This window comes from Paenibacillus ottowii (assembly GCF_050516475.1).
Classification (GTDB): Bacteria; Bacillota; Bacilli; order Paenibacillales; family Paenibacillaceae; genus Paenibacillus; species Paenibacillus ottowii.
The window spans coordinates 4,284,511-4,305,537 of the sequence record NZ_CP191577.1 but is presented as its reverse complement, the minus strand read 5'-3'; the positions used below and the strand labels follow the sequence as shown (position 1 = coordinate 4,305,537).

Here is a 21,027-nt window from a genome sequence, read left to right as displayed (position 1 = left end):
GTTTGTACTTTACAGCTTCAGCATGTCTTCAAATGTTTCTTCGTTTAACACGCTGCCAACATAGAAGGAGCCGAATTCACCGTAACGGGCACTCACTTCATCAAAACGCATTTCATAAATTAGCTTCTTGAATTGAAGTGCGTCGTCGGAGAATAATGTTACGCCCCATTCCCAATCGTCAAAGCCAATGGAGCCTGAAATGATTTGCTTTACTTTGCCAGCATAGCTGCGTCCAATTAAACCGTGGCTGCGCATCAAGGTACGACGCTCGTCCATCGAAAGCATGTACCAGTTGTCGTCCAGATCACGTTTCTTGTTCATTGGGTAGAAACAAATATAACGAGCCTTGTTTAATACAGGCTTCAGGCGTGCGACAATTTGTGGATTTTGCATTGGATCTTCTTCTTTGCTCAAATAATTACTCAGTTCTACTACACTTACATAAGAGTAAGTTTTGGTCGTATATTTGGCGAAGGTTGTTTTGTTAAATTCATTTTCCAATTTATTAAGGTCTTCCAGCGTTTCACGCAGGTGCATCATGACAAAATCAGCCTTTTGTCCGACTATAGTATAGACAGCCGAGCTGCCCAGAGCTGCTTCCTCGGTCACGCTCCATTCCTTCATAAACTCTTGAAGCTCGTCCAGTGCTCCCGCGCGCTCTTCATCATCAGCGGTTTTCCATGCCGTCCAGTTGATGGACCGGAAATCGTGAAGCGCATACCATCCTTCCAGTGTGGAAGTTACTTCGTTGGGTATTGCTGGGGTTTGTTGAGATTGATGTTGATTCACGATCTACACTCCTTTACGATCTGTAAATGTAATCGGCTTAGCCGAAATATGTGTACTTCTGTATATGTTCCTGTATCCAATACGTGATGTTTAACCATTATATTGTAGCTCAATTTGGAGCTTTTCACCAATGAAAGAAGTGTGAAGAATATTATTTTTCCATGATGCAGGTCACAAAAGTCATAAAATAGTTAGTATTCTCGAAAAAAGAAGAACTCGGACGAATACGGCTGCCAAAAAGGAGGACAATTGCCCTTATTTTGTTGGTCCCACCCGAGGGCAAGTATGATAGAATAGAAAAACATCTTGGAGAACGTTATGTCAGGAAAGGAAGAATGTCGGAATGCGGATGAAAAACCTGCTGCACTATACTGAGAACCACCGCTACTGCGTTTATCGGGAATTTGGCTTGAGCGCGTTGGATGAATTGATGCTGGGAAGTGTCTATCAGCCGATGGTAGGCGCATTTGCGGTCAGTCTATATCGACTGTTGTTCCAGCATGTGCCAGTCGGACAGATTGGTTATTCGCCGTTGGAACAACAGCGTCGACTTTTTCTGACACTGGGACTGGAGCCAAGTGAGAAGGGACGCAAGTATTTGATTGAGCAGACCTCCAAGCTGGAGGCTGTTGGTCTGTTGCAGACGTCCAGGCTGTATGCACCCGAAACGGACGATTATATGTATGAATATGAGATGCAGCCGCCGCTCGCACCTGCTGAATTTTTCAGAACACAGCACCTCACCCTTTTGTTGAGAGACAAAATCGGTAAGTTTGCAGTGCTTTCTCTGAGAGAATCGTTGTGGAGCAGGGAATCTAGCGAATGGTCGCAATCTTCCTATAATAAAGAGAATATTTCGGTTCCGTTTTATGAACTGTTTGAACTGAACACCCATGTTATCGATTATGAGCTGGAACAGGCGCTGTCCGAGGTGTCCACAAGCCGCCAGACTGGAGCATTAGCGTCCGAATCGGAGGAAGCATTGAATTATGCCGATATTATTCTTCGTTTTCCGCGTGAATCTGCCAATCGCAAGCATGTGGAGCGTCTTCGGTTTGAACACGAGCAATTAGGTATGGTCAATTACGTGGTCCGCAAATTTGACCTCTCTGTACAGGATATCAGCCGCTTGCTGGATGAGGACGGCATTTTTACCGAAGCAGGCGACTTGCTGCTCGACGAGCTTCAGCTTCGGGCTAGCCAGCACTCCAGGCAGGAACGGAAGCGTCAGGAGGAGCAGCAGGTGCAGGCCGCCAAGGTGGTTGCCTTGCGCCAGAGGGAAACTTCCATACCTGAAGAGCCACCTGCAGAGCAGGCTGTGGAGATGGAGTTTTATGTAGAGGTCCCACCACAGTTTACGGCCAAGTGTGACATTCACCAATATAATATGATGCTCCGCAACGAGCCTTATCGCCGTTTGCTGCAAACCTTTTTCCCCGGAACGGTTCCCGGTAACTTGCTGGATATATTTGAGAAGATTGATATCAGCTATAAGCTGCCTGGTGAAGTCATCAATGTGCTGATCCATTATTTAATGTCACTGCTCGTATCGGGGAGCGATCAGCGGATTAACCGCAACTTTGTCGAGGCCGTTGCCTCCAACATGCTGCTAAAGCAGGTAAACACTTACGAAAAAGCCGTTCAATATATAAGGGATCAGGCCAAGGTAAAAGGAAAACAGTCTACTGCTTCTTCCGGGGGCCGATCCCGCACGTATGCCAAAAATAATGGCCCTGCCAAGCCATCTATTCCGATCGTACAAGACCAGCCTTCCGAGGAAACCGTATCCGAGGAAGAGCTGGATGAACTACTTCGCCTAGCCGAACGAATGCAATCCGGTAAACAAAAAAAGGTGTAGTGGATAGCTTTATGTTAAATCTACTTAACTTTATAAAATTATTAAGCGAAGCCAATTCAAATATGTGTCGACTTATGGCGGTCGGCAGCGAAGCGGGCAGAATTGTTCTGTAGAAGCGAAGCGGTTGCCTTTATCCCCGGATTTTAACCTTTAAATTTTTATTTCAATAGGAAAAATCCGGGGATAACAGCAATCGGAAGAACAATCTGCACGCGAAGCGTCTCTCCCCCATAACTCTGCACATTTTAGAAAGGAGGAGCGTTCTTGGAATCACTCGGTGATTTGCTTCAGCAGATGCAGAACCCTTCGTTTCGCCAACGTACTCGCAGTGTAGCCGATCAGGTTCTAAATGATCCGCTGGTGAAGGAATTTTGTGCTGCACACCCTGATGTAGACGAAACGCAATTGCGACTTAATATGAGCATGCTCTTTCAGTATACCCGGGATCGTCGAAATTGCGACAATTGTCCGGGACTGGAACGGTGTCCTAACGATTTTCAGGGTCACTTTTGCAAGCTGGGCGTGGAGTACCCCAATGGAACAGCGGAAATTGTGGACATTCGGACTCCGTGTGCCAAGCTGGTTGCTTCCCAGCATGAACAACGGGTGCGTCAGCGAATTAAAAGCTTTTATGTGGATGAGCGTGCGCTGTTGGAAGGTTATAATGCTGTTGAAATTGCGCGCAAGGATTTGCAACGAGTACCCGCAGTTAATCAGGTATTCCGCTATATTGAAGAAACTAAAAGCCAGGGCTTATTAAAAAAAGGGCTATACCTGGAAGGTACGTTTGGTACGGGTAAAACCTTTTTGATGGGCTATCTGCTACACGAGTTGGCTCTATCGGGTTTTAACGGTGTGATTGTGTACATGCCTGATTTTGTGGAGGACTTAAAGTCCATGATTCAGGATGGGCAGAAGCTTAAGGAAACGACCGAAATGCTTAAAAATTGTGATCTGCTCGTATTTGACGATATTGGTGCTGAAAATTTGAGTCCATGGGTACGGGATCATGTAATGGGCTCCATTTTAAATTACCGAATGAACCGCAAACCGACCTTCTATACTTCCAATTACTCGCTGCAAGGGCTAGAGAAGCATCTTAGCTTTACAAGCAAAGACGGAGAGGAAATGTACAAGGGACAACGCTTGATGGACCGGATTCGTCCTTTTGTAGATGTGATTACCGTTAAGGGGAAAAATCAGCGAGGGTAATCGTTCATCGTCTGCTCTTTTGATATCTTACAATTAAAAAACTATTGTGATATAATTAAAAGGTGTCGAATCAGACATTACAGGTTATAATAATCTTGACTTTTCTATAAAGGAGGAACATACAATGGCAATTGTTAACGTGTCCGATCAATCCTTCAACGCAGAAGTCGAAGGCACAGGAACCGTTTTGGTTGATTTTTGGGCGCCATGGTGCGGTCCTTGCAAAATGATCGCTCCAATTCTGGAGGATCTGTCCACAGAAGTTGGCGATAGTGTCAAAATCGCAAAGGTGAACGTGGATGAAAATCCAGAGTCTGCTTCCCGTTTCGGCGTAATGAGTATTCCTACCCTGATCGTCTTCAAAGACGGACAGCCTGTTGATAAAGTGGTAGGTTTGAACTCCAAAGAAGCATTGAAAAGCATGCTTACCAAACACCAATAATCATGGAATGTAACCCATGCTCCTATGGGGGCTTGGTGGAGCGCCATGAACAGTTAATGCCTCCGGTTATATATACCGGGGGCGTTTTTGTGCATTATTTCTATATAATATAAGTAGTGATTGAGCAGCTATTAAGAATTAAGAATGGAAGGAGGAACCGGGCGAATGAAATCCTATGCGGAGGACTTGCAGAACCAGGAGAAGGCGCTGGAGAATATACGGCACAAATTAGCATTGCTGCCGGATGCATCAGGCTGTTACCTGATGAAAAACAGCGAAGGCACCATCATTTATGTCGGCAAGGCCAAAGTGTTGAAAAACCGGGTCCGTTCCTATTTTACAGGTAGCCATAATGGCAAGACGCAGCGACTAGTTGCCGATATTCGTGATTTTGAATATATCGTTACAGGCAGCAATATGGAGGCGCTCATTCTGGAGTGCAACCTTATTAAAAAGCACCAACCACGTTATAACGTGCTGTTGAAGGATGATAAAACCTTTCCGTACTTGAAAATTACGAACGAGGCACACCCCAAGCTCGAGGTAACCCGTCGCGTTCTGAAAGATAAAGCGAAATATTTTGGACCATACCCCAATTCATATGCGGCACATCAGACGAAAAAGCTGCTGGATCGTATGTATCCGTTACGCAAGTGCGGTGTAATGCCAAAAGAGGTGTGTCTGTATTATCACATGCACCAGTGCTTGGGACCTTGTGTGAAAGAGGTCGAGAAGGAAACCTATGACCAGATCAGTCAGGAGATTGGTTCCTTTTTGAGCGGTGGACATGAGGAAATTAAAAAGGATCTTCAGCGCAAAATGCAGGAGGCCGCGGAAGAATTGTACTTTGAGCGTGCCAAGGAGCTGCGGGATCAGATTATTAGCATCGACGCAATGATGGAAAAGCAGAAAATCACCACATCTGATGCGAAGGACCGGGATGTATTTGGTTTTTCAGTTGATAAGGGCTGGATGTGTGTACAGATCCTATATGTCCGCAAGGGGAAAATGATTGAGCGTCATATGTCGACTTTTCCTTTCTATGGTGAAGCGTACAGCGATTTTATGTCCTATGTGACGCAATATTACAGTGACAACCCAGCGGTGCCGCAGGAGATATTGTTGCCAGATTCTCCAAAGCTGATGAAAGAAAAAGCGGCTGATGTCGATCAACCGATTGCAGCCGAAACTGAACTTTACAGTGCAACTACGGCTGAAACCACAGGGATTACAGATGAGAAAGCATTACAAACGGAGTCTGACCTTTCTGCTGACCCACTGCGGGTAGCCGAAGCACGTGCATCTTATGCAGAAACAGAAACAGAAACTCAACTATCCGGTGGATTGGAGGACCCATCTGCGGCAGCTCTCGCTCTGGCTGAATGGTTGGATGTAAAAGTACTTGTGCCACAGCGTGGGCTGAAAAAGCAAATGACGGGTATGGCTACGGAAAATGCACGTGTTGCATTGGATGAGAAGTTTAAGCTGATCGAGCGTGATGAAGAGCGAACCTCCAAAGCTGCAAGCAATCTGGGACGTGCCATTGGGCTGGATAGTCTGCATCGGGTAGAGGCGTTTGATAATTCCAACATTCAGGGTTCCGATCCAGTCTCGGCCATGATCGTCTTCGTTGATGGCAAGCCTGCGAAGAAGGAGTATCGAAAATACAAGATCCGTTCTGTGCAGGGACCCGATGACTATGAAACGATGCGCGAGGTTATTCGGCGTCGATATGAACGTGTGCTGAAGGAAAATCTGGAGCGTCCCGACTTGATCATTGTCGATGGTGGACGTGGACAAATAAAAGCGGCAACCGATGTATTGGAAAATGAATTAGGATTGTTTATTCCTGTATGTGGTTTGGTGAAAGACGCCAAACACAGAACTTCCCAACTACTGAAGGGGGAAACATTAGAAGCCGTGACACTTGCACGCAATAGCGAGGAATTCTATCTGCTGCAACGGATTCAGGATGAGGTTCACCGTTTTGCCATTACGTTCCACCGCGAGCAGCGCGGCAAATCAATGGTAACTTCCCAGTTGGATTCCATTCCGGGCATCGGAGAGAAACGGCGTAAGTTGTTGCTTAAGCATTTTGGATCGCTCAAAAAAATAAGAGAGGCCAGTGTCGAAGACTTCCGGCCTCTCTCTATTGGGGATAAGCTTGCTCGGCAGATTATAGCTGCCCTTCGGGAGGAGGAGTCGTAGGATACGGCTCCTCTTTTTTCACGGTTTCGAACATGATTCGATTAGGCTTTTTAGGGCTAAACCAATAAATGATGTAACCGACAATAGCCGGAAGTAAGATCCAGAATAGACCGGCGCTCACATTTACAGTGTCTCCCAGACTTATTACGCTGAGCCCCATGAGTATGCTGTCAAAAATAACGTGGCTGAACATAGCGGCGATAAAGCCGTAACGCAGGAACACAAAACTAAACAGCAAACCAAGAAAAGTCAGCTCAATAGGTCTGGAAATTACCGGATAGATCGGATAAAGCGTATGTCCCAGTGCCCAAATAAGCGTAGTGATCAGACAAGCAACAAACGTATTTTTGACTATTTTTTTGACCATCGGAATACCAAACAGACGGTAGACAGTCTCTTCTCCAATCCCTGCCATCCAGGCCATAATCGGTAGTAGCCATGGATAAGCCATATTGTAAGGGGATTGCGTGGCGTCTGTTGTGGAGAACGTATTAAATGTGCGCTCTAGTACAAAGAATAAAATGGATTGTACGCCGAGTAAAATGAAGGCCCACAAGTAGCCAACATACATACTGCGAAGTACATACAGCCCGTAGCCAGGCTCTTTGGCACGTGGCCATGCATTGAGTCCAACCTGACGCATAAGCCCGTCACCACCGACCAAGGAGAAATAGATGGCGACAGCCATGAAAAAGGTTACACCAATCTGGAATATCATAAGAAAGATAAGCATACCCTTACTGCCTGCTTCAGATTGCAGCAAAGGCAGCATGTTCATTGTCCCAGCTACACTAGCAATAAAGTATACAATGGACAGAACAATACCGCGTACAAATGAAGTATGTCGTCGAGTGAGTGACGCATACACAATGGCAAGCACGCCCAGAACAAAGCTAAATAGGGCATAACCCGCATAAGTCATCCAATTTGCCCAGTATGTTTGCTTTTTAACATAGTCGGTGTAGGACGAAGGGGCCGAAAAGCTTTGGGTAAACGAGCGAACATCCCCGTCTTCAAAAGTAAAAGCCAGTGTAAGTACCGAGGCGCCGATTTTCTTTTCGTCCACGGTATACTTCAACCCACCATCCCCCTCAGTGGTCGCGAGCTTTAATTCGGATGGCTTAAAGCCAAAGCGTTTGATCCATATCGCCGCAGCCTGTTCCTTGGCTTCGAGCGTCATGTCGCCCTCAGCTATACGTACAAGCCTGTTTTGTGCTTGTTCATCCGTAGAAACATCAGCCTGTGTGTAATTGGTGCTGGAGGTGATCCGTTTAAAGCTAACGACCTTCCCAGTGGATAAATCCACATGAATTTGCAGCTTGCCCTTCCCTGAGGAATCAGGCAAATCAACCCGAAAGGTTTCATAAGGATAATTTTTTTTCCATGTGCGATCGTACTGTTGAAGCAGTTTTTCTCTGGATAAATAACCGTATAAATCCGTTTCAGCCTGATAGGTCACAACCGGCTTCTCTGGCTGTGATTCCGTATAGCCCAGTTCGGAACGGGCAAAGTCGAGGGCGTGTATGACTGCTTCTTGTTTGCTGATGACCTTTGCATTCGTCAATGATTCCGGACTTGGATTGCTAAGCGAGGGAAGAAGCAATTGAAAGATAAAAAAGCAAATCAGGCCAACCCCGCCCAGCAAGCCTAATTTTTTGAAGTTGGCCGTGAGCACGACCGGTTTCCCGATAGGATTCATGAGTTTCCTCCTTAATCTGTAAATAAGAACATCCATTAAAGATATCATACTGCACAGGTTCCCGCCAACAGACCAGCGATATTCATGAAAATAGAGTGAAAGCACTGTAAAGTTTTAATAAAATTAGATAAGCTGTGATTAAACGATGCCCATTCACAAATTAAAGCTAATTTCACGTTTTTTCGACGAAATCGATTTTGTGATCTGGATAGAGAAGGATTATAATCTTGAGGCAATGCCTATGAAATATGTTAGGTAATGATATACATTTAAGCCGAATTTCTATGAGAAAACGGGGGAACCATGTTACTGGGGTGAATTTTACAGCCGATCCAGATGGAACGGGAGTGTAAATAGGGCATACTGTACTGTCCGAATCCGTCAGCTAACCTCGTAGGCTATGGGCAGGAACCAAGTCAGGGGCACTCGGTTTTCCGGTGTCTTTTTTTGTGTGTATAAAAGTGTTTGGATTGGTTAGGCCGCTGCGGGTTCAGATTATTCTTCCGATTGCTGTTATCCCCGGATTTTTTGATTGTATAAACCCTTTTATGGTTAAAATCCGGAGATAAAGGCAAACGCTCCGCTTCTTCAGAACAATTCTGCCCCCTTCGCTGCTGCCCGCCAATAGCATAGGGGGCCGGGTAGTGTTTAACATGCATTCTTCCTGTTTTCAGGGAATGCTAATTATAGTTATTTAAGGTTTGGAAAATTAAAAAATCAGGGGCAGCGACGATCGGAAGACAAATGGAACGCGTAGCGGGTTTACACCGTATTAAATCACTGTTTTTATAGTTTTTTAGGATTTAGGAGAGAAGTGATAAATAAATGAATCCCAATGCAAGCTGGCTTCGGCTTTCTCCACCGCAGATATTCGTTGCAGGCTTCGCTATTATCATTCTTATAGGTAGTTTATTGTTAATGCTGCCCATTTCCAATACAACGGGGAAGCCACTTGCGTTTATAGACGCCTTGTTTACGGCTGCGTCCGCGACCTGTGTAACCGGGCTTGTTGTTAAGGATACAGGACTTTTTTTTACAACCTTTGGTCAAATTGTTATCGTTGCGCTGATTCAGATCGGCGGTCTTGGCTTTATGACCATGGCTACCTTGATCGGGCTGGTGTTCAAACGTCGCATTTCCTTGCGGGAGCGCCTTATTTTGCAAGAAGCGATGAATCAGACCTCTGTCGAGGGAATTGTCGGATTGATCCGCAAGGTCCTATGGTACTCGTTGATTATTGAGGGCGTATGTGCAGCCATTTTTTCGATTCGCTGGTCGTTTGATATGCCGGTAGGCAGAGCGATTTATTTTGGAATCTGGCATGCGATTTCCATGTTTAATAATGCTGGTTTTGATTTGTTCGGTGAATTTCGCAGCCTGACAGGTTATGTATATGATCCAATTGTTAATTTTACAGCCATGTTCCTCATTATTTCCGGTGGTATTGGTTTTGTCGTGATGTCAGACCTGGTAGAATACCGCAAGCGCAAGAGACTGTCCTTGCATACCAAGGTGGTGCTCAGCATGACAGCCGTTCTGATTGTAGTCGGGACGCTCGTCATTTTTGTATTTGAGTTTACGAATCCGAAGACGCTTGGCTCGCTGGATTGGGGGGGGAAAGTGCTGGGATCTTTATTCCAGTCCGTTACCCCCCGTACCGCAGGCGCCAATACGCTGGACATTGCAGGCTTGCGGCAGGCAACGCAGTTTTTTATCATCATACTCATGTTTATTGGGGCTTCGCCTGGCTCCACTGGAGGCGGGATTAAGACCACTACGTTTGCCCTGCTCATTGGAGCGGTGTTTTCGATGCTGCGGGGACGGGAAGATATTGTGCTGTTCCGGTATCGACTTGCGCAAGCACGAATTTATAAGGCTTTGACCATTACATTGCTGGGGCTGCTGTTCGTGATCGGCGTGACGATGATTCTGTCCGCAACCGAGGATCATCATTTTCTGATGATCTTGTTCGAGACGGTGTCTGCATTTGGTACGGTAGGACTGTCTATGGGGCTTACACCTGATTTGACAGTTGTAGGCAAGCTGGTGATTACTCTGACAATGTTTGCAGGCAGGCTGGGCCCGCTCACGCTGGCTTATGCCCTGGGACCGAAAAAGGGTAAGGAATTGTATCGTCATCCAGAAGGTAAAATAATTATAGGGTAAGGGAGTTTTCGAGTAGATATGAAAACGCAGCAGTTTGTAGTCATTGGCTTGGGGCGGTTTGGCTCAAGCCTGGCTTTGCAATTGGTGGATATGGGGTGCGAGGTGCTAGGCATTGATCGGAATGAGGATGTTGTTGACAGTATGAGTGAGATCCTGACACATACTGTCGTAGCAGACGCCACAGATGAAGATGCGTTGCGATCACTGGGCATCCGTAATTTCGATTGCGGCATTGTTGCGATTGGGGATGATATTCAGGTAAGCATCCTGACCGCCATTTTGCTGAAGGAGCTGGGTGTGAGAAAAGTCGTAGCCAAAGCCATATCTGTGCTACATGGACGTGCGTTAGAGAAGCTTGGTGTGGACCGGGTCATTTATCCGGAACGGGATATGGGTATCCGGGTAGCGCATCAACTGGTCACGCCTAATCTGCTCGATTATTTGGAGCTGTCCAAGGAATACAGCATTGTGGAACTCAATGTGCCTGCATGTTTGAATGGCAAAACGTTAGCAGAATTAAATGCTCGCACCCGCTTTGGCTGCAGTATTGTGGCGCTTCATACGGCGAATGGTATCTTAATCGCACCAACAGCTATGGATCGGCTGAAAGCAGACGATATTATGGTCATTATCGGCTCCAACGATAATATCGGCCGCTTTGAGGATGAGGTTGTTAACATCAATGAAGAGGGTTAGACCCTCTACACCATACGGTGGCCTGCAAACGATGCACGCGTCTCGCTAATCCAGCGTCGTGCTGTCGGGCCGAGATCGGCCGTTTCTGAGTAGATGAGGGAGGTCGTTCGACGTGTCTCCTTCAAATCAGGCAAGTACAATGCAGTAAGTCCATTATCTCGCAGCAGTTCGCTGCGCAAATAGGATTTGGGCAGCAAAGCGGATGCCTTGCAGGTGGGAAGCAGGCGTACAATTGCCTCAAAGGAGTCAATCTCCATACGAATATCCGGCATAATGCCGCTGCGTTGGAACAAGTCATCCGTTAGGCTGCGGTACCAGGTTCCTTTGGAGAAAATAATCATCGGCAATCCTTGCAAATCCTTCATCGAGACTGTTCCTGTCTTGGCTGTTAATTCATGTCCGATGGGAACGACTAGCTCCAAATGATCGTCAAATAACGGAATGCAACGCAGTCCGGCTTCATGAATGGCAGACCCGACTATACCGGCGTCTGCCTTTTTGTCGCGTATAAAGGCGACAATTTCATGCGTTTTGCCGGTGAGTAGCTTCAGCTCAGTCTGAGGATGCTTGCTCATGAAAGCTTCGACAAGGGTCGGCAGCGTCGTTTGGAGTGTCGTGAGACTGGCGCCCAGTGTAAGCATGCTTTGAGCTTCATTTTTGTGCTGGGAGAGCTTTTGTAAGAAACGAAGCTGTCGTTGCCGCTGCTCCAGCGCGAAAGTATATACAAATCGGCCAGTCGATGTAATTTCGAGCCGTTTGCCGCGGCGATCGAAGAGATGGACACCCAGCTCTTCCTCCAGCTTGGCAATTTTACGGGACAGGGCAGGTTGGGACAGATTCAGCAGTTTGGAGGCTTTATTCAGGCTGGACTGCTCGACAACGACGGCAAAAGCGTTCAAATCCTCAAACAAATCATCCACTTCCTCTCTATATGCAAAAAAGGCATAATAATTAATACGTATATTGCAATTCCATTATAAGCCGAAAAGGAGTAACATGAAAGCGACACAAGATGTTCACACTTTTGTTTTTCCTTTTAAGGGACACCTTGTTGGACATTTCCTGTCGGGAACTGTCATTTTATATGTTATATTACTATTGAAAACGCTATTATTGGGAGAAGGGAGCATGACCTAGATGAGAGGATTTTATTCCAGAAAGCTGCATTCGCTTCTTGGCGTCATTCCATTGGCTCTATTTTTTGTTGAGCATTTGGTGACGAACTTCACAGCGGTGGAGGGCGGGAAGGAAGGGTTTAATCGCAGCGTGGCCTTCCTGAATGGTTTGCCACTGGTTATTGTGCTAGAAACATTATTTATCTACTTGCCATTACTGTTCCATGGAATCTATGGCTTGTATATCGCTTATCAGGCTGACCCGAATGTCAAAAGGTTTGGCTATTCGCGCAATTGGCGCTTTTTGTTCCAGCGTATTTCCGGTGTCATTACGTTTGTATTTATTATCTGGCATGTATACGACACACGCATTCAGGTGGCCCTGGGTAATGTAACTCATGAGGAGCTAGGCGGCGTAATGCATGGCATAGTGACGAATCCGGTCTATTTTATTTTGTATTTAATCAGCGTCGTTTCGGCATCCTTTCACTTTGCTAATGGTCTATGGGCGTTTATGGTCAGTTGGGGGATTACCGTGGGACCACGTGCCCAAAAGGTATCTTCCTACATCTGTATGACCCTGTTTGTGGTGGTGTCGATCGGCTTCATCGCCTCTCTGTTTGCATTCCGCAGCGCGGAATTCCAGCAAATGGCCACAGCCTTGGTGCAATACGGTCCTTTTAAACAGCTACTGTAAATGAGTCATTTAATTGATACATCGTGTTGAGATTTTATTTTAGATTGGAAAAGGGGATTTCGTACAAATCCTGAAAAGAAGGAGTGAGCAGAAATGGCAGCATCCAACATTATTGTCGTGGGCGGCGGTCTGGCGGGTCTAATGGCTACGATCAAGGCGGCAGAGGCGGGAGTCCACGTGCATTTATTTTCTTTGGTTCCGGTCAAAAGATCCCACTCCGTTTGTGCTCAAGGGGGCATCAACGGTGCGGTAAATACCAAAGGTGAGGGAGACTCACCCTGGATTCACTTTGATGATTCAGTCTATGGCGGTGACTTTCTGGCTAACCAGCCGCCGGTAAAAGCGATGTGCGAAGCGGCTCCGGGCATCATCCATCTCATGGACCGCATGGGCGTCATGTTTAATCGGACACCAGAAGGACTGCTGGATTTCCGCCGCTTTGGCGGTACCCAGCATCATCGGACAGCCTTTGCAGGTGCGACGACAGGACAGCAGCTCCTGTACGCTCTCGATGAGCAGGTCCGGCGCTGGGAATCTGCAGGTTTGGTGACCAAGTACGAAAACTGGGAGTTTTTACAGGCTGTACTGGATGATGAAGGCATTTGCCGAGGGATTTGCGCGCAGGACTTACGTACGATGGAAGTGAAGACTTTTGCAGCGGATGCAGTTATTCTGGCGTCCGGTGGTCCTGGCATTATTTTCGGCAAAACCACGAATTCTGTCATCAATACGGGTACGGCTGCCGGTGCGGTGTATCAGCAAGGCGTACGCTATGCGAACGGTGAGTTTATTCAGATTCACCCGACGGCTATACCTGGTGACGACAAGCTGCGTCTCATGTCCGAGTCAGCACGGGGAGAGGGCGGTCGTATCTGGACATATAAGGACGGCAAGCCTTGGTACTTTCTCGAAGAAAAGTATCCGGCATACGGAAATCTGGTGCCTCGCGATATTGCGACCCGTGAAATATTCAGTGTATGCGTTGATGAGGGGCTGGGGATTAATGGCGAGAACATGGTTTACCTCGACCTGTCCCACAAGGACCCGAAAGAGCTGGATGTAAAGCTGGGCGGCATTATTGAAATTTATGAAAAATTTGTCGGTGACGATCCGCGTAAAATTCCAATGAAAATATTCCCGGCTGTTCATTATTCAATGGGCGGCATGTGGGTCGATTATAATCAGATGACGAATATACCGGGCCTGTTCGCGGCTGGTGAGTGTGAATTCCAGTATCACGGAGCGAACCGCTTGGGTGCAAACTCATTGCTGTCGGCCATTTATGGCGGGATGGTGGCTGGACCGAAGGCTGTGGAATATATTAAGGGCTTGAAAAAGTCTGCACAGGATGTAGCTTCTTCGGTATTCGATGCGGCAGTCAATCAGCAGACAGAGAAGTATGAACGTATTTTGCATATGGACGGTAAGGAAAATGCCTATGTTCTTCATAAAGAGCTGGGCGAGTGGATGACGAACAATATGACCGTGGTTCGGTATAATGACAAGCTGGAAGCTACGATCCACAAGATCAAGGAGCTGAAGGAGCGTTATTCCAACATTAATATTAATGACGCTTCCCGCTGGAATAATGCAGGTGCAGCGTTTACACGTCAACTGTGGAATATGATGGAGCTGGCCGAGGCCATGACCAAAGGGGCGCTGTTGCGCAACGAAAGCCGCGGGGCTCATTATAAGCCGGATTTCCCGGACCGTAATGATGAGGATTTTCTGAAAACAACGATTGCAGACTGGACACCGGAAGGGCCGCAAATCTCGTATGAGGCTGTGGACGTTTCGCTGATCAAGCCGCGTGTTCGGGATTATTCCAAAAGCAAATAACAGAAGGGAGTGTATCTAGATGTCGGAGCAAGCAGTGAAATCGAACAAAACAGTGAAGTTTGTTGTGACTCGTCAGGATGAGCCTAATGCCAGTTCCTATACGGAAGAATTTGAATTGGCCTATCGACCGGGAATGAACGTGATTAGCGCGCTGATGGAAATTCAGCGTAACCCGGTCGACAGCCACGGGAAAGAGACGACTCCCGTGTGCTGGGAGTCGAACTGCCTGGAGGAAGTATGTGGAGCATGCTCCATGGTGATTAACGGCAAGCCGCGTCAGGCTTGTGCGGCACTCGTCGATAAGCTGGAGCAGCCGATTACGATTGCGCCGATGAGCACATTCCCGGTCGTACGGGATTTGGTCATCGACCGCAGCCGGATGTTTAACGCGCTCAAGAAGGTCAAAGCGTGGATTCCGATTGACGGTACCTACGATCTGGGGCCTGGTCCTAGAATGGCAGAGAAAAAGCGTCAGTGGGCGTATGAGCTATCCAAGTGTATGACCTGTGGGGTCTGTCTGGAGGCATGCCCGAATGTCAATGAGAAGACGACGTTTATCGGACCTGCGGCGATCTCTCAGGTTCGCCTGTTTAACAGCCATCCGACAGGAGAAATGAATCAGGAGGAGCGCCTGGAGGCATTGATGACGGACGACGGGCTGGAGGGCTGCGGGAACTCACAAAATTGCGTGCGCTCTTGTCCGAAAGGCATTCCGTTGACAACTTCTATTGCCGAAATGAACAAGCAAACGACCAAGCATATGTTCAAGCGCTGGCTGACAGTGTAGCACAGTCAGTCCAAGAGGTAACAAACAGGCTTTTTTCCAAACCGGAGAAAGGCCTGTTTTTTGCGCTTAGAAACAATGGAGGGTAACATGGAGAAGGAGTGCGGAATAGCACTTATGGTATAATTATGATATTGTGTATCGTTTTTGGAGAAAAGGAGGCTGGACAGGTGACTGTGCAACCGATAACGAAACGGCCTGTTACGAGGTCGGATGTATTAAAAGGATTAAGGGATCTGGGAGTTCGGAGCGGCATGACATTGCTTGTTCACTCTTCGATGCGAAGTTTTGGACGCTTTGTTCCAGGCGGGACCTCCGCCATTCTTGCTGCATTAACCGAGGCGATTGGCCCGGAAGGGACGTTGGTGATGCCGACACAGTCACACGACTTGTCAGACCCGTCCATCTGGATGAACCCACCTCTGGATGAGTCATGGTGGGAACTGGTGCGCGAGGAAATGCCGGCTTATGATCCAGCCTGGACGGTGACTGGAGGGATGGGCGTCATTGTAGAAACGTTCCGTGGCCTGCCGGGAACAGTGCGCAGCGGGCATCCACACGTTTCTCTGGCGGCGCGTGGACCTGCTGCTTCAGGCTTGCTGGAAGCGCATGAGCTTGATTTTGGGCTGGGAGAGCATTCACCCTTGGCCAAGCTGTATGAAGCTGACGCCTATGTACTGCTGCTGGGCTGCGGACATGACAGCAACACGTCCTTGCATTTGGCAGAATATCGAACAGCCTACAATGGACGTGAAGTCATCACGCATCAAGCTCCTATGATGGTGGATGGGGCCAAAGCGTGGGTGTCTTTTCAAGATTATAATATTACCTCGGATGATTTTGAGCAGCTGGGACTTGATTTTGAACGGGACTGTCCCTCGTCTTTCACACGGGTGAACATCGGAGAGGCTTCATGTTTTTTCGCAAGGCAACGGGATTTGGTTGACTATGCAGAGCAGTGGTTGTCCACTCATCGGTGATGCTTCCGAAATATGAATTTTTTTCAAAAAGTGAATAGATCGCAAGGAGGGAAACGAAATGGGGAAGACGCCGCAAATCCGCCGCGAGAGCCAGGATGGCCCACATCAGCAGGCCGCTAGCCCTCCCGGTTCTTCGCGGCGTTCCTTTTCAAATGAGCCAGCCAATCCTTCCCGTCGTCGTTTTTTGAAAAAGGCGGCTCTGGCTACAGCTGGAACTGCACTCTTGGCTGGAGGATATGCTTCCTTATGGGAGCCTAATCATTTGGAGATTACACGCTTCAGTTTGTCTCTTCCTCGTCTTCCGTCTGCATTTGACGGAATTAGGGTGGTGCATTTCAGCGATGTGCACTTGGGCTTTCATATGGATGAGCAGGATCTGCGCGAGCTTGCGGACCGGATCGCAGGCCTGGAGCCGGATTTGCTCTGTTTTACAGGTGATATTGTAGATGACTATTCCGTATCGATGAAGGCTGCTGTTCCAGTTATGGCTTCCATGCACGCTACCCTTGGTAAGTTTGCTATTCTGGGCAATCATGATTATAGAGGCTTACCCGCTGGAGTTCAGGAGTTGTATCCGAAAACCGGGTTTACGCTGCTGAGAAACGAGCATGCGGTTGTAGAGCGTGCAGGACAGCGTGTAGCCATTGTCGGGTTAGAAGATAACATCATGGGCAAGCCTAATCCGAAGCGTGCTATCCACGGACTGCCTGATGAGATGTGTAAGCTGCTCTTGATGCATGAGCCGGACTATGCAGATGTGGCGGCGCAAATGTCCTTTGATCTTCAATTGTCAGGACATACGCATGGGGGACAAGTACGTTTGCCTGTTATTGGAGCACCGATGCCGCCCCCGGGTGGGCGCAAGTACATTCAGGGATTATTCCATGTGGGGACGGAGAGAATGCCACTGTATGTCAGTCGAGGCATTGGGATGACACATTTGCCGATTCGTGTGCTGTGTAGACCGGAGCTTAGTGTCATCACGTTAAAATCTGGCCAATAGGCCATGATCTTTTTTTCTTCTTCATCTTATATGTTGGAACTACATAATGTTGGCTTGAATGTAGTGTAGAGATGTAGTTGTTTCGGACAAAGGAGTGAGATTCAGATGGATCGTGTTGCTGTCATTTCAGATATTCATGGCAATTGGCCTGCTTGTGAGGCAGTGCTGGAGGATATTGCTTCCCGAGGCATTAGCCGTGTGTTTTGTTTGGGGGATCTGATCGGCAAAGGGCCCAGCCCGTGCGAGGTTCTGGATGCTATCCGCCAACATTGTGAAATCGTCGTTCGGGGCAATTGGGATGAGCTGGTTAGCATAACGGATGATCTCAATTTTAGCTGGCAAGCCGAACGTTTGGGTGCAGAGCGAGTACAGTATTTGGCACAGTTACCGTTTCATTATGATTTCAGAATGAGCGGACGACGCATCCGTTTGGTGCATGCCTCGCCGCAAAGTGTGTACCACCGCGTGCAGCCATGGGATGAGCCAGCCAAAAGGCTTGCCATGTTCGATCCGCTCGCAGAAGAAAGTGGAAAAGTACCTTTTGCTCCAGAGGTTGTAGGATATGGTGATGTGCATAATGCTTTTATCCAGCATTTTCAGGGAAAAACACTTTTTAATGTTGGGAGTGTTGGGAACCCGTTGGATATCACCCAGGCTTCCTACTGCATTTTAGAGGGGCAATGGGGAGAAGAGCAGCTCACGCCTTTTTCTATCCATTTTGTACGTGTACCGTATGATATAGAATTGGCAGTAAAACAAGCAGAAGAGGCGGGTGTGCCTTCTTTGCCATATTATATTCGAGAGCTGCGTACCGGAATTTACCGAGGAATTCAGGACCTGGATTAAGTATAGAAATATGCATTGCTAAGAGCAGAATCCATCCGCAGGAGGGAACATTGTGCTGACCAGAGAAATGCTTCGTCTCGGACTGCCGGAGCTTTACACTCGCCGAGTCCGATTGCGCCAGCTAAAAGCGGAGGATTATCCTGCGCTGGAGCGGATCTTATCCGATCCATTGGTAATCCAATATGTGAATCGAATTCGCAAGCCAGTCTATGCAAGGATGAAGCGCCTGGTTGCGCAAATTAAAATATCTGCTGATTCACTGGATTCCGTGCATTTCGCGGTGGAATGGCATCGGAGAGAGACAGGGGAAAGCAATCTGCATGATGAATTCAACGAACGGACCTTCTCACCGTTGCTCGGTATCGTTTCTTTTCAGCAATGGAATGAAAGAACGGGTGAGGCACAACTGGGCTATATTCTGGATCGGCCTTTTTGGGGGCAGGGACTGGCTACAGAAGTCGTGGGAGAGATGCTGAAATTTGGTTTCGGTTCTTTAAAGCTCAAGCGGATCGAAAGCCGTTGCCAAGAGAATAACCACGCTTCCATGCGCGTGCTTATGAAAAATAAGATGCGCCTGCTGCGCACCATAAGTGCCTACGATCCTTCAGGAGAGGTGCCGAGTGTGTTGGTGTTTTCGATGACCCAAGGGGATTATGCGTAGAAATGTCATTGGAATATTTTGTTACAAAGATGAAATATAACTGCAAAACAACTCTAACACAGGACGGGTACAATACAGACATGACCCCCTTTTGAATAATATATGTTGCTGGACCCGATTATTCGGGTCCTCTTTTTTTTATACTTCATAGGTACGGTTCAGGCTGGTTACCAGCTCTGGCAGCCATTCATTTAGGGAAAGAAAAGAGTATCCCTCTGACTGGGCTTTGGTCGTATCCATATACCACGATTGTGTTATACCGAATGGAGACATATGCTCGTTTGCTGTTTTTTCTTGGATCACAGCTTGTTTTCCGGTTACCTGTTCAATGATTGAAATGATATCTCCTATCCTTATTGTACCGTTGGAACAAGCATTGACTGAACCTTTTAAATGAGCAGACCCAAGCCAAAGCAGAAAATCTGCAGCTTCATCGGAACGAATAAATGAGATATGAGCTGTGGAATTAGGTACTCCGATTTCTTGGCCTGTACGAACATGTTCAATATGAAAATGGAGTCTTTTCGTATAATCATCTGTTCCCAATACAATCGGAAAACGAACAGCCACTACAGGAAACGTAGCTTGCTGCATAAAAACCGCTTCTGCCTGCCGTTTGGCCTCCTGATATGTAAAATCGTCCTTCCCGCCCTGACGAACCGGATAAGTCTGAGGATCAAAGATATTCTCTGTCAGCGCTTCCGGACTTGGATCATAGACGGATAGGCTGGAGGTCATAATATACCTTTTGGCTTTAGCATCAAAAATACGACACGCCTCGCTGGCTTCGTCTGGAGAATAGCAAATATTATCATAAACAACATCCCATACTTGCTCACCTACCGCCTCAGCGAGCGCTTGCGGGTCGGTACGGTCTGTACAGATCCGTTGAACCCGGTCACCGAACGAATCGCTTGTATGGCCTCGCGTGAGGATGGTAACGGAGTGCTCAGAACTTTCCAGCAGACGTTCCACCAATCTTTTGCCAAAAAAACGAGTTCCACCCAATACAAGTACCTTTCTCATACTTACATCACTCCCATTGTGGTTTTCATTTATATTAAGATAGACGGACGAAGGAATATAAAGGATACAGGACGCAAGATTTATTCCCCTAAAAGCTTCAAAAAATTGGCAGGTACCGTAATTTGCTGATTATTAATCATTATCTTTCGGAGCTCTTCCATAGAGTCTTCTTCGCCTCTGGCGTCTTTAATCTCCTTGATTTCACGGTGCAGACGTTCCATTTGGAGATCAAGCGCATTAGCGGAATCCGCTGCGTTCTTTAATTCACGTGTTAGACTCTCGGGAACAGACTGGTTGTATTTATAAAAGATTTTATGCTCCAGGCTTGCCCAAAAATCCATCGCAATAGTTCGAATCTGCACCTCTACGCAGACCAGTTCCTCACAGTCCGACATGAATACAGGAACTTGAACCAGCAAATGCAGACTTTGATAACCGTTCGGCTTGGGGTTCTTGATGTAATCCTTGATTTCCAGCACCTTGAGGTCACTCTGTCTCTGAAGCATGTTACTGACATCATAAATGTCAGATATAAAAGAGCATGTAATACGCAAGCCCGCGATATCCTTGATATGATTTTTGATCGCATCCAGCGATAACTCGCTATTTTTACGAAGCATTTTGTTCATGATGCTCTCAGGAGATTTAAGGCGCGATTTGGTATGCTCAATGGGGCTGTAATCGTGCAATGCTTGAAATTCCTGCTTTAATATTTCAATCTTGGTTTCCATTTCGTCGAGCGCAAACTTATAAATGAGCATAAATCGCGTGATGTCGTGCTTTAGCTTTTTGAGCTTGTCCATCGGATCTTCCAATTGCATATGTAATTCTCCTCACACAAAGTTGTTGTTTATTTAAAAGATTAGGGTTGTACGGTTTAAGGCGATTGGTGACAGAGCGAGGATTTGAAATCTGGAGAAGCGTTAGTGTTCGCCTTTGCAATGGGATTTTTACTCTCTATATAATACCTAAGCATCCCATTGCAACAGCGATTCCCACCCTTAAT

The 21,027-nt window shown here is 47.1% G+C and carries 18 protein-coding genes and 1 riboswitch; of the genes, 13 read left to right on the top strand and 5 right to left on the bottom strand.

The annotated features are described in order from the left end of the window. Nucleotides 1-9 precede the first annotated feature (9 nt). On the bottom strand, nt 10-789 hold the full coding sequence (gene hemQ, locus ACQQ6X_RS20015; RefSeq protein ID WP_305166747.1) for a hydrogen peroxide-dependent heme synthase: 780 nt from the start codon (nt 787-789) through the stop codon (nt 10-12). 343 nt (nt 790-1,132) lie between these two features. Here hemQ and ACQQ6X_RS20010 point away from each other — a divergent pair, with 343 nt between their 5' ends. The 4 genes from ACQQ6X_RS20010 (at nt 1,133) to uvrC (ending at nt 6,509) form a co-directional block, all read left to right on the top strand. Further along, a complete protein-coding gene (locus ACQQ6X_RS20010; protein ID WP_149034192.1) occupies nt 1,133-2,647 on the top strand; it encodes a DnaD domain protein in 1,515 nt (504 codons plus the stop codon). 264 nt (nt 2,648-2,911) lie between these two features. Continuing rightward, nucleotides 2,912-3,859 carry a primosomal protein DnaI gene (dnaI, locus tag ACQQ6X_RS20005; protein WP_305166746.1) on the top strand — a complete coding sequence of 316 codons (948 nt, stop codon included), beginning with the start codon at nt 2,912-2,914 and terminating at the stop codon, nt 3,857-3,859. A gap of 124 nt (nt 3,860-3,983) precedes the next feature. Next, entirely contained in the window at nt 3,984-4,301 is a 318-nt protein-coding gene (trxA, locus tag ACQQ6X_RS20000) for a thioredoxin (protein ID WP_010347861.1), read from the top strand. A 165-nt stretch (nt 4,302-4,466) separates the two neighbouring features. After that, nucleotides 4,467-6,509, top strand: coding sequence for an excinuclease ABC subunit UvrC (gene uvrC, locus ACQQ6X_RS19995; RefSeq protein ID WP_305166745.1), 2,043 nt, complete (start codon nt 4,467-4,469; stop codon nt 6,507-6,509). Here the strand turns inward: uvrC and ACQQ6X_RS19990 are convergent. Further along, on the bottom strand, nt 6,478-8,208 hold the full coding sequence (locus tag ACQQ6X_RS19990; RefSeq protein WP_305166744.1) for a CPBP family intramembrane glutamic endopeptidase: 1,731 nt from the start codon (nt 8,206-8,208) through the stop codon (nt 6,478-6,480). The genes uvrC and ACQQ6X_RS19990 overlap by 32 nt on opposite strands. Nucleotides 8,209-8,470: 262 nt before the next feature. Then, nucleotides 8,471-8,623: riboswitch (cyclic di-AMP (ydaO/yuaA leader) on the top strand. A gap of 410 nt (nt 8,624-9,033) precedes the next feature. On the opposite strand from ACQQ6X_RS19990, the gene ACQQ6X_RS19985 reads away from it, so the two are divergent. Further along, nucleotides 9,034-10,374, top strand: a complete 1,341-nt coding sequence (locus ACQQ6X_RS19985) for a TrkH family potassium uptake protein (RefSeq protein WP_305166743.1) — start codon at nt 9,034-9,036, stop codon at nt 10,372-10,374. Nucleotides 10,375-10,392: 18 nt separating this feature from the next. Continuing rightward, nucleotides 10,393-11,070, top strand: a complete 678-nt coding sequence (locus tag ACQQ6X_RS19980; RefSeq protein ID WP_129549932.1) for a potassium channel family protein — start codon at nt 10,393-10,395, stop codon at nt 11,068-11,070. Between the two features lie 5 nt (nt 11,071-11,075). Here the strand turns inward: ACQQ6X_RS19980 and ACQQ6X_RS19975 are convergent, their stop codons facing one another. Next, nucleotides 11,076-11,981 (bottom strand): LysR family transcriptional regulator, encoded by a 906-nt coding sequence (locus ACQQ6X_RS19975; RefSeq protein WP_064798048.1) that lies wholly within the window; start codon nt 11,979-11,981, stop codon nt 11,076-11,078. 226 nt (nt 11,982-12,207) lie between these two features. Here ACQQ6X_RS19975 and ACQQ6X_RS19970 point away from each other — a divergent pair, with 226 nt between their 5' ends. The 7 genes from ACQQ6X_RS19970 to ACQQ6X_RS19940 all read left to right on the top strand — a co-directional run bounded on the left by ACQQ6X_RS19970 (nt 12,208) and on the right by ACQQ6X_RS19940 (nt 18,995). Further along, nucleotides 12,208-12,882 (top strand): succinate dehydrogenase cytochrome b558 subunit, encoded by a 675-nt coding sequence (locus tag ACQQ6X_RS19970; protein ID WP_063209491.1) that lies wholly within the window; start codon nt 12,208-12,210, stop codon nt 12,880-12,882. Between the two features lie 93 nt (nt 12,883-12,975). Next, the gene (gene sdhA, locus ACQQ6X_RS19965; protein ID WP_063209489.1) at nt 12,976-14,721 is read left to right on the top strand and encodes a succinate dehydrogenase flavoprotein subunit; all 1,746 of its coding nucleotides are present in this window, start codon (nt 12,976-12,978) and stop codon (nt 14,719-14,721) included. A 19-nt stretch (nt 14,722-14,740) separates the two neighbouring features. Continuing rightward, nucleotides 14,741-15,508 (top strand): succinate dehydrogenase iron-sulfur subunit, encoded by a 768-nt coding sequence (gene sdhB / locus ACQQ6X_RS19960; RefSeq protein ID WP_063209487.1) that lies wholly within the window; start codon nt 14,741-14,743, stop codon nt 15,506-15,508. A 167-nt stretch (nt 15,509-15,675) separates the two neighbouring features. Continuing rightward, nucleotides 15,676-16,485 carry an aminoglycoside N(3)-acetyltransferase gene (locus ACQQ6X_RS19955; protein WP_305166742.1) on the top strand — a complete coding sequence of 270 codons (810 nt, stop codon included), beginning with the start codon at nt 15,676-15,678 and terminating at the stop codon, nt 16,483-16,485. 58 nt (nt 16,486-16,543) lie between these two features. Next, a complete protein-coding gene (locus ACQQ6X_RS19950; protein ID WP_149034186.1) occupies nt 16,544-17,488 on the top strand; it encodes a metallophosphoesterase in 945 nt (314 codons plus the stop codon). A 105-nt stretch (nt 17,489-17,593) separates the two neighbouring features. Then, nucleotides 17,594-18,334, top strand: coding sequence for a metallophosphoesterase family protein (locus tag ACQQ6X_RS19945; RefSeq protein WP_305166741.1), 741 nt, complete (start codon nt 17,594-17,596; stop codon nt 18,332-18,334). Nucleotides 18,335-18,386: 52 nt separating this feature from the next. Continuing rightward, nucleotides 18,387-18,995: a GNAT family N-acetyltransferase gene (locus ACQQ6X_RS19940; protein ID WP_305166740.1), complete on the top strand. Its 609-nt coding sequence runs from the start codon at nt 18,387-18,389 to the stop codon at nt 18,993-18,995. 138 nt (nt 18,996-19,133) lie between these two features. Here ACQQ6X_RS19940 and ACQQ6X_RS19935 read toward each other — a convergent pair whose 3' ends face one another. Both ACQQ6X_RS19935 and ACQQ6X_RS19930 read right to left on the bottom strand, forming a co-directional pair. Continuing rightward, nucleotides 19,134-20,021 (bottom strand): NAD-dependent epimerase/dehydratase family protein, encoded by an 888-nt coding sequence (locus ACQQ6X_RS19935; protein ID WP_305166739.1) that lies wholly within the window; start codon nt 20,019-20,021, stop codon nt 19,134-19,136. Nucleotides 20,022-20,101: 80 nt separating this feature from the next. Continuing rightward, a complete protein-coding gene (locus tag ACQQ6X_RS19930; RefSeq protein WP_063209474.1) occupies nt 20,102-20,842 on the bottom strand; it encodes a GTP pyrophosphokinase in 741 nt (246 codons plus the stop codon). Nucleotides 20,843-21,027 lie beyond the last annotated feature (185 nt).

What these genes read in the sequence shown, in the direction of transcription:
- ACQQ6X_RS20010 (WP_149034192.1), top strand. Translation starts at nt 1,133, where the DNA reads ATGCGGATGAAAAACCTGCTGCACTATACTGAGAACCACCGCTACTGC.
- trxA (WP_010347861.1), top strand. Translation starts at nt 3,984, where the DNA reads ATGGCAATTGTTAACGTGTCCGATCAATCCTTCAACGCAGAAGTCGAA.
- uvrC (WP_305166745.1), top strand. Translation starts at nt 4,467, where the DNA reads ATGAAATCCTATGCGGAGGACTTGCAGAACCAGGAGAAGGCGCTGGAG.
- ACQQ6X_RS19990 (WP_305166744.1), bottom strand. Translation starts at nt 8,208, where the DNA reads ATGAATCCTATCGGGAAACCGGTCGTGCTCACGGCCAACTTCAAAAAA.
- ACQQ6X_RS19985 (WP_305166743.1), top strand. Translation starts at nt 9,034, where the DNA reads ATGAATCCCAATGCAAGCTGGCTTCGGCTTTCTCCACCGCAGATATTC.
- ACQQ6X_RS19980 (WP_129549932.1), top strand. Translation starts at nt 10,393, where the DNA reads ATGAAAACGCAGCAGTTTGTAGTCATTGGCTTGGGGCGGTTTGGCTCA.
- ACQQ6X_RS19970 (WP_063209491.1), top strand. Translation starts at nt 12,208, where the DNA reads ATGAGAGGATTTTATTCCAGAAAGCTGCATTCGCTTCTTGGCGTCATT.
- sdhA (WP_063209489.1), top strand. Translation starts at nt 12,976, where the DNA reads ATGGCAGCATCCAACATTATTGTCGTGGGCGGCGGTCTGGCGGGTCTA.
- sdhB (WP_063209487.1), top strand. Translation starts at nt 14,741, where the DNA reads ATGTCGGAGCAAGCAGTGAAATCGAACAAAACAGTGAAGTTTGTTGTG.
- ACQQ6X_RS19950 (WP_149034186.1), top strand. Translation starts at nt 16,544, where the DNA reads ATGGGGAAGACGCCGCAAATCCGCCGCGAGAGCCAGGATGGCCCACAT.
- ACQQ6X_RS19945 (WP_305166741.1), top strand. Translation starts at nt 17,594, where the DNA reads ATGGATCGTGTTGCTGTCATTTCAGATATTCATGGCAATTGGCCTGCT.
- ACQQ6X_RS19935 (WP_305166739.1), bottom strand. Translation starts at nt 20,021, where the DNA reads ATGAGAAAGGTACTTGTATTGGGTGGAACTCGTTTTTTTGGCAAAAGA.
- ACQQ6X_RS19930 (WP_063209474.1), bottom strand. Translation starts at nt 20,842, where the DNA reads ATGCAATTGGAAGATCCGATGGACAAGCTCAAAAAGCTAAAGCACGAC.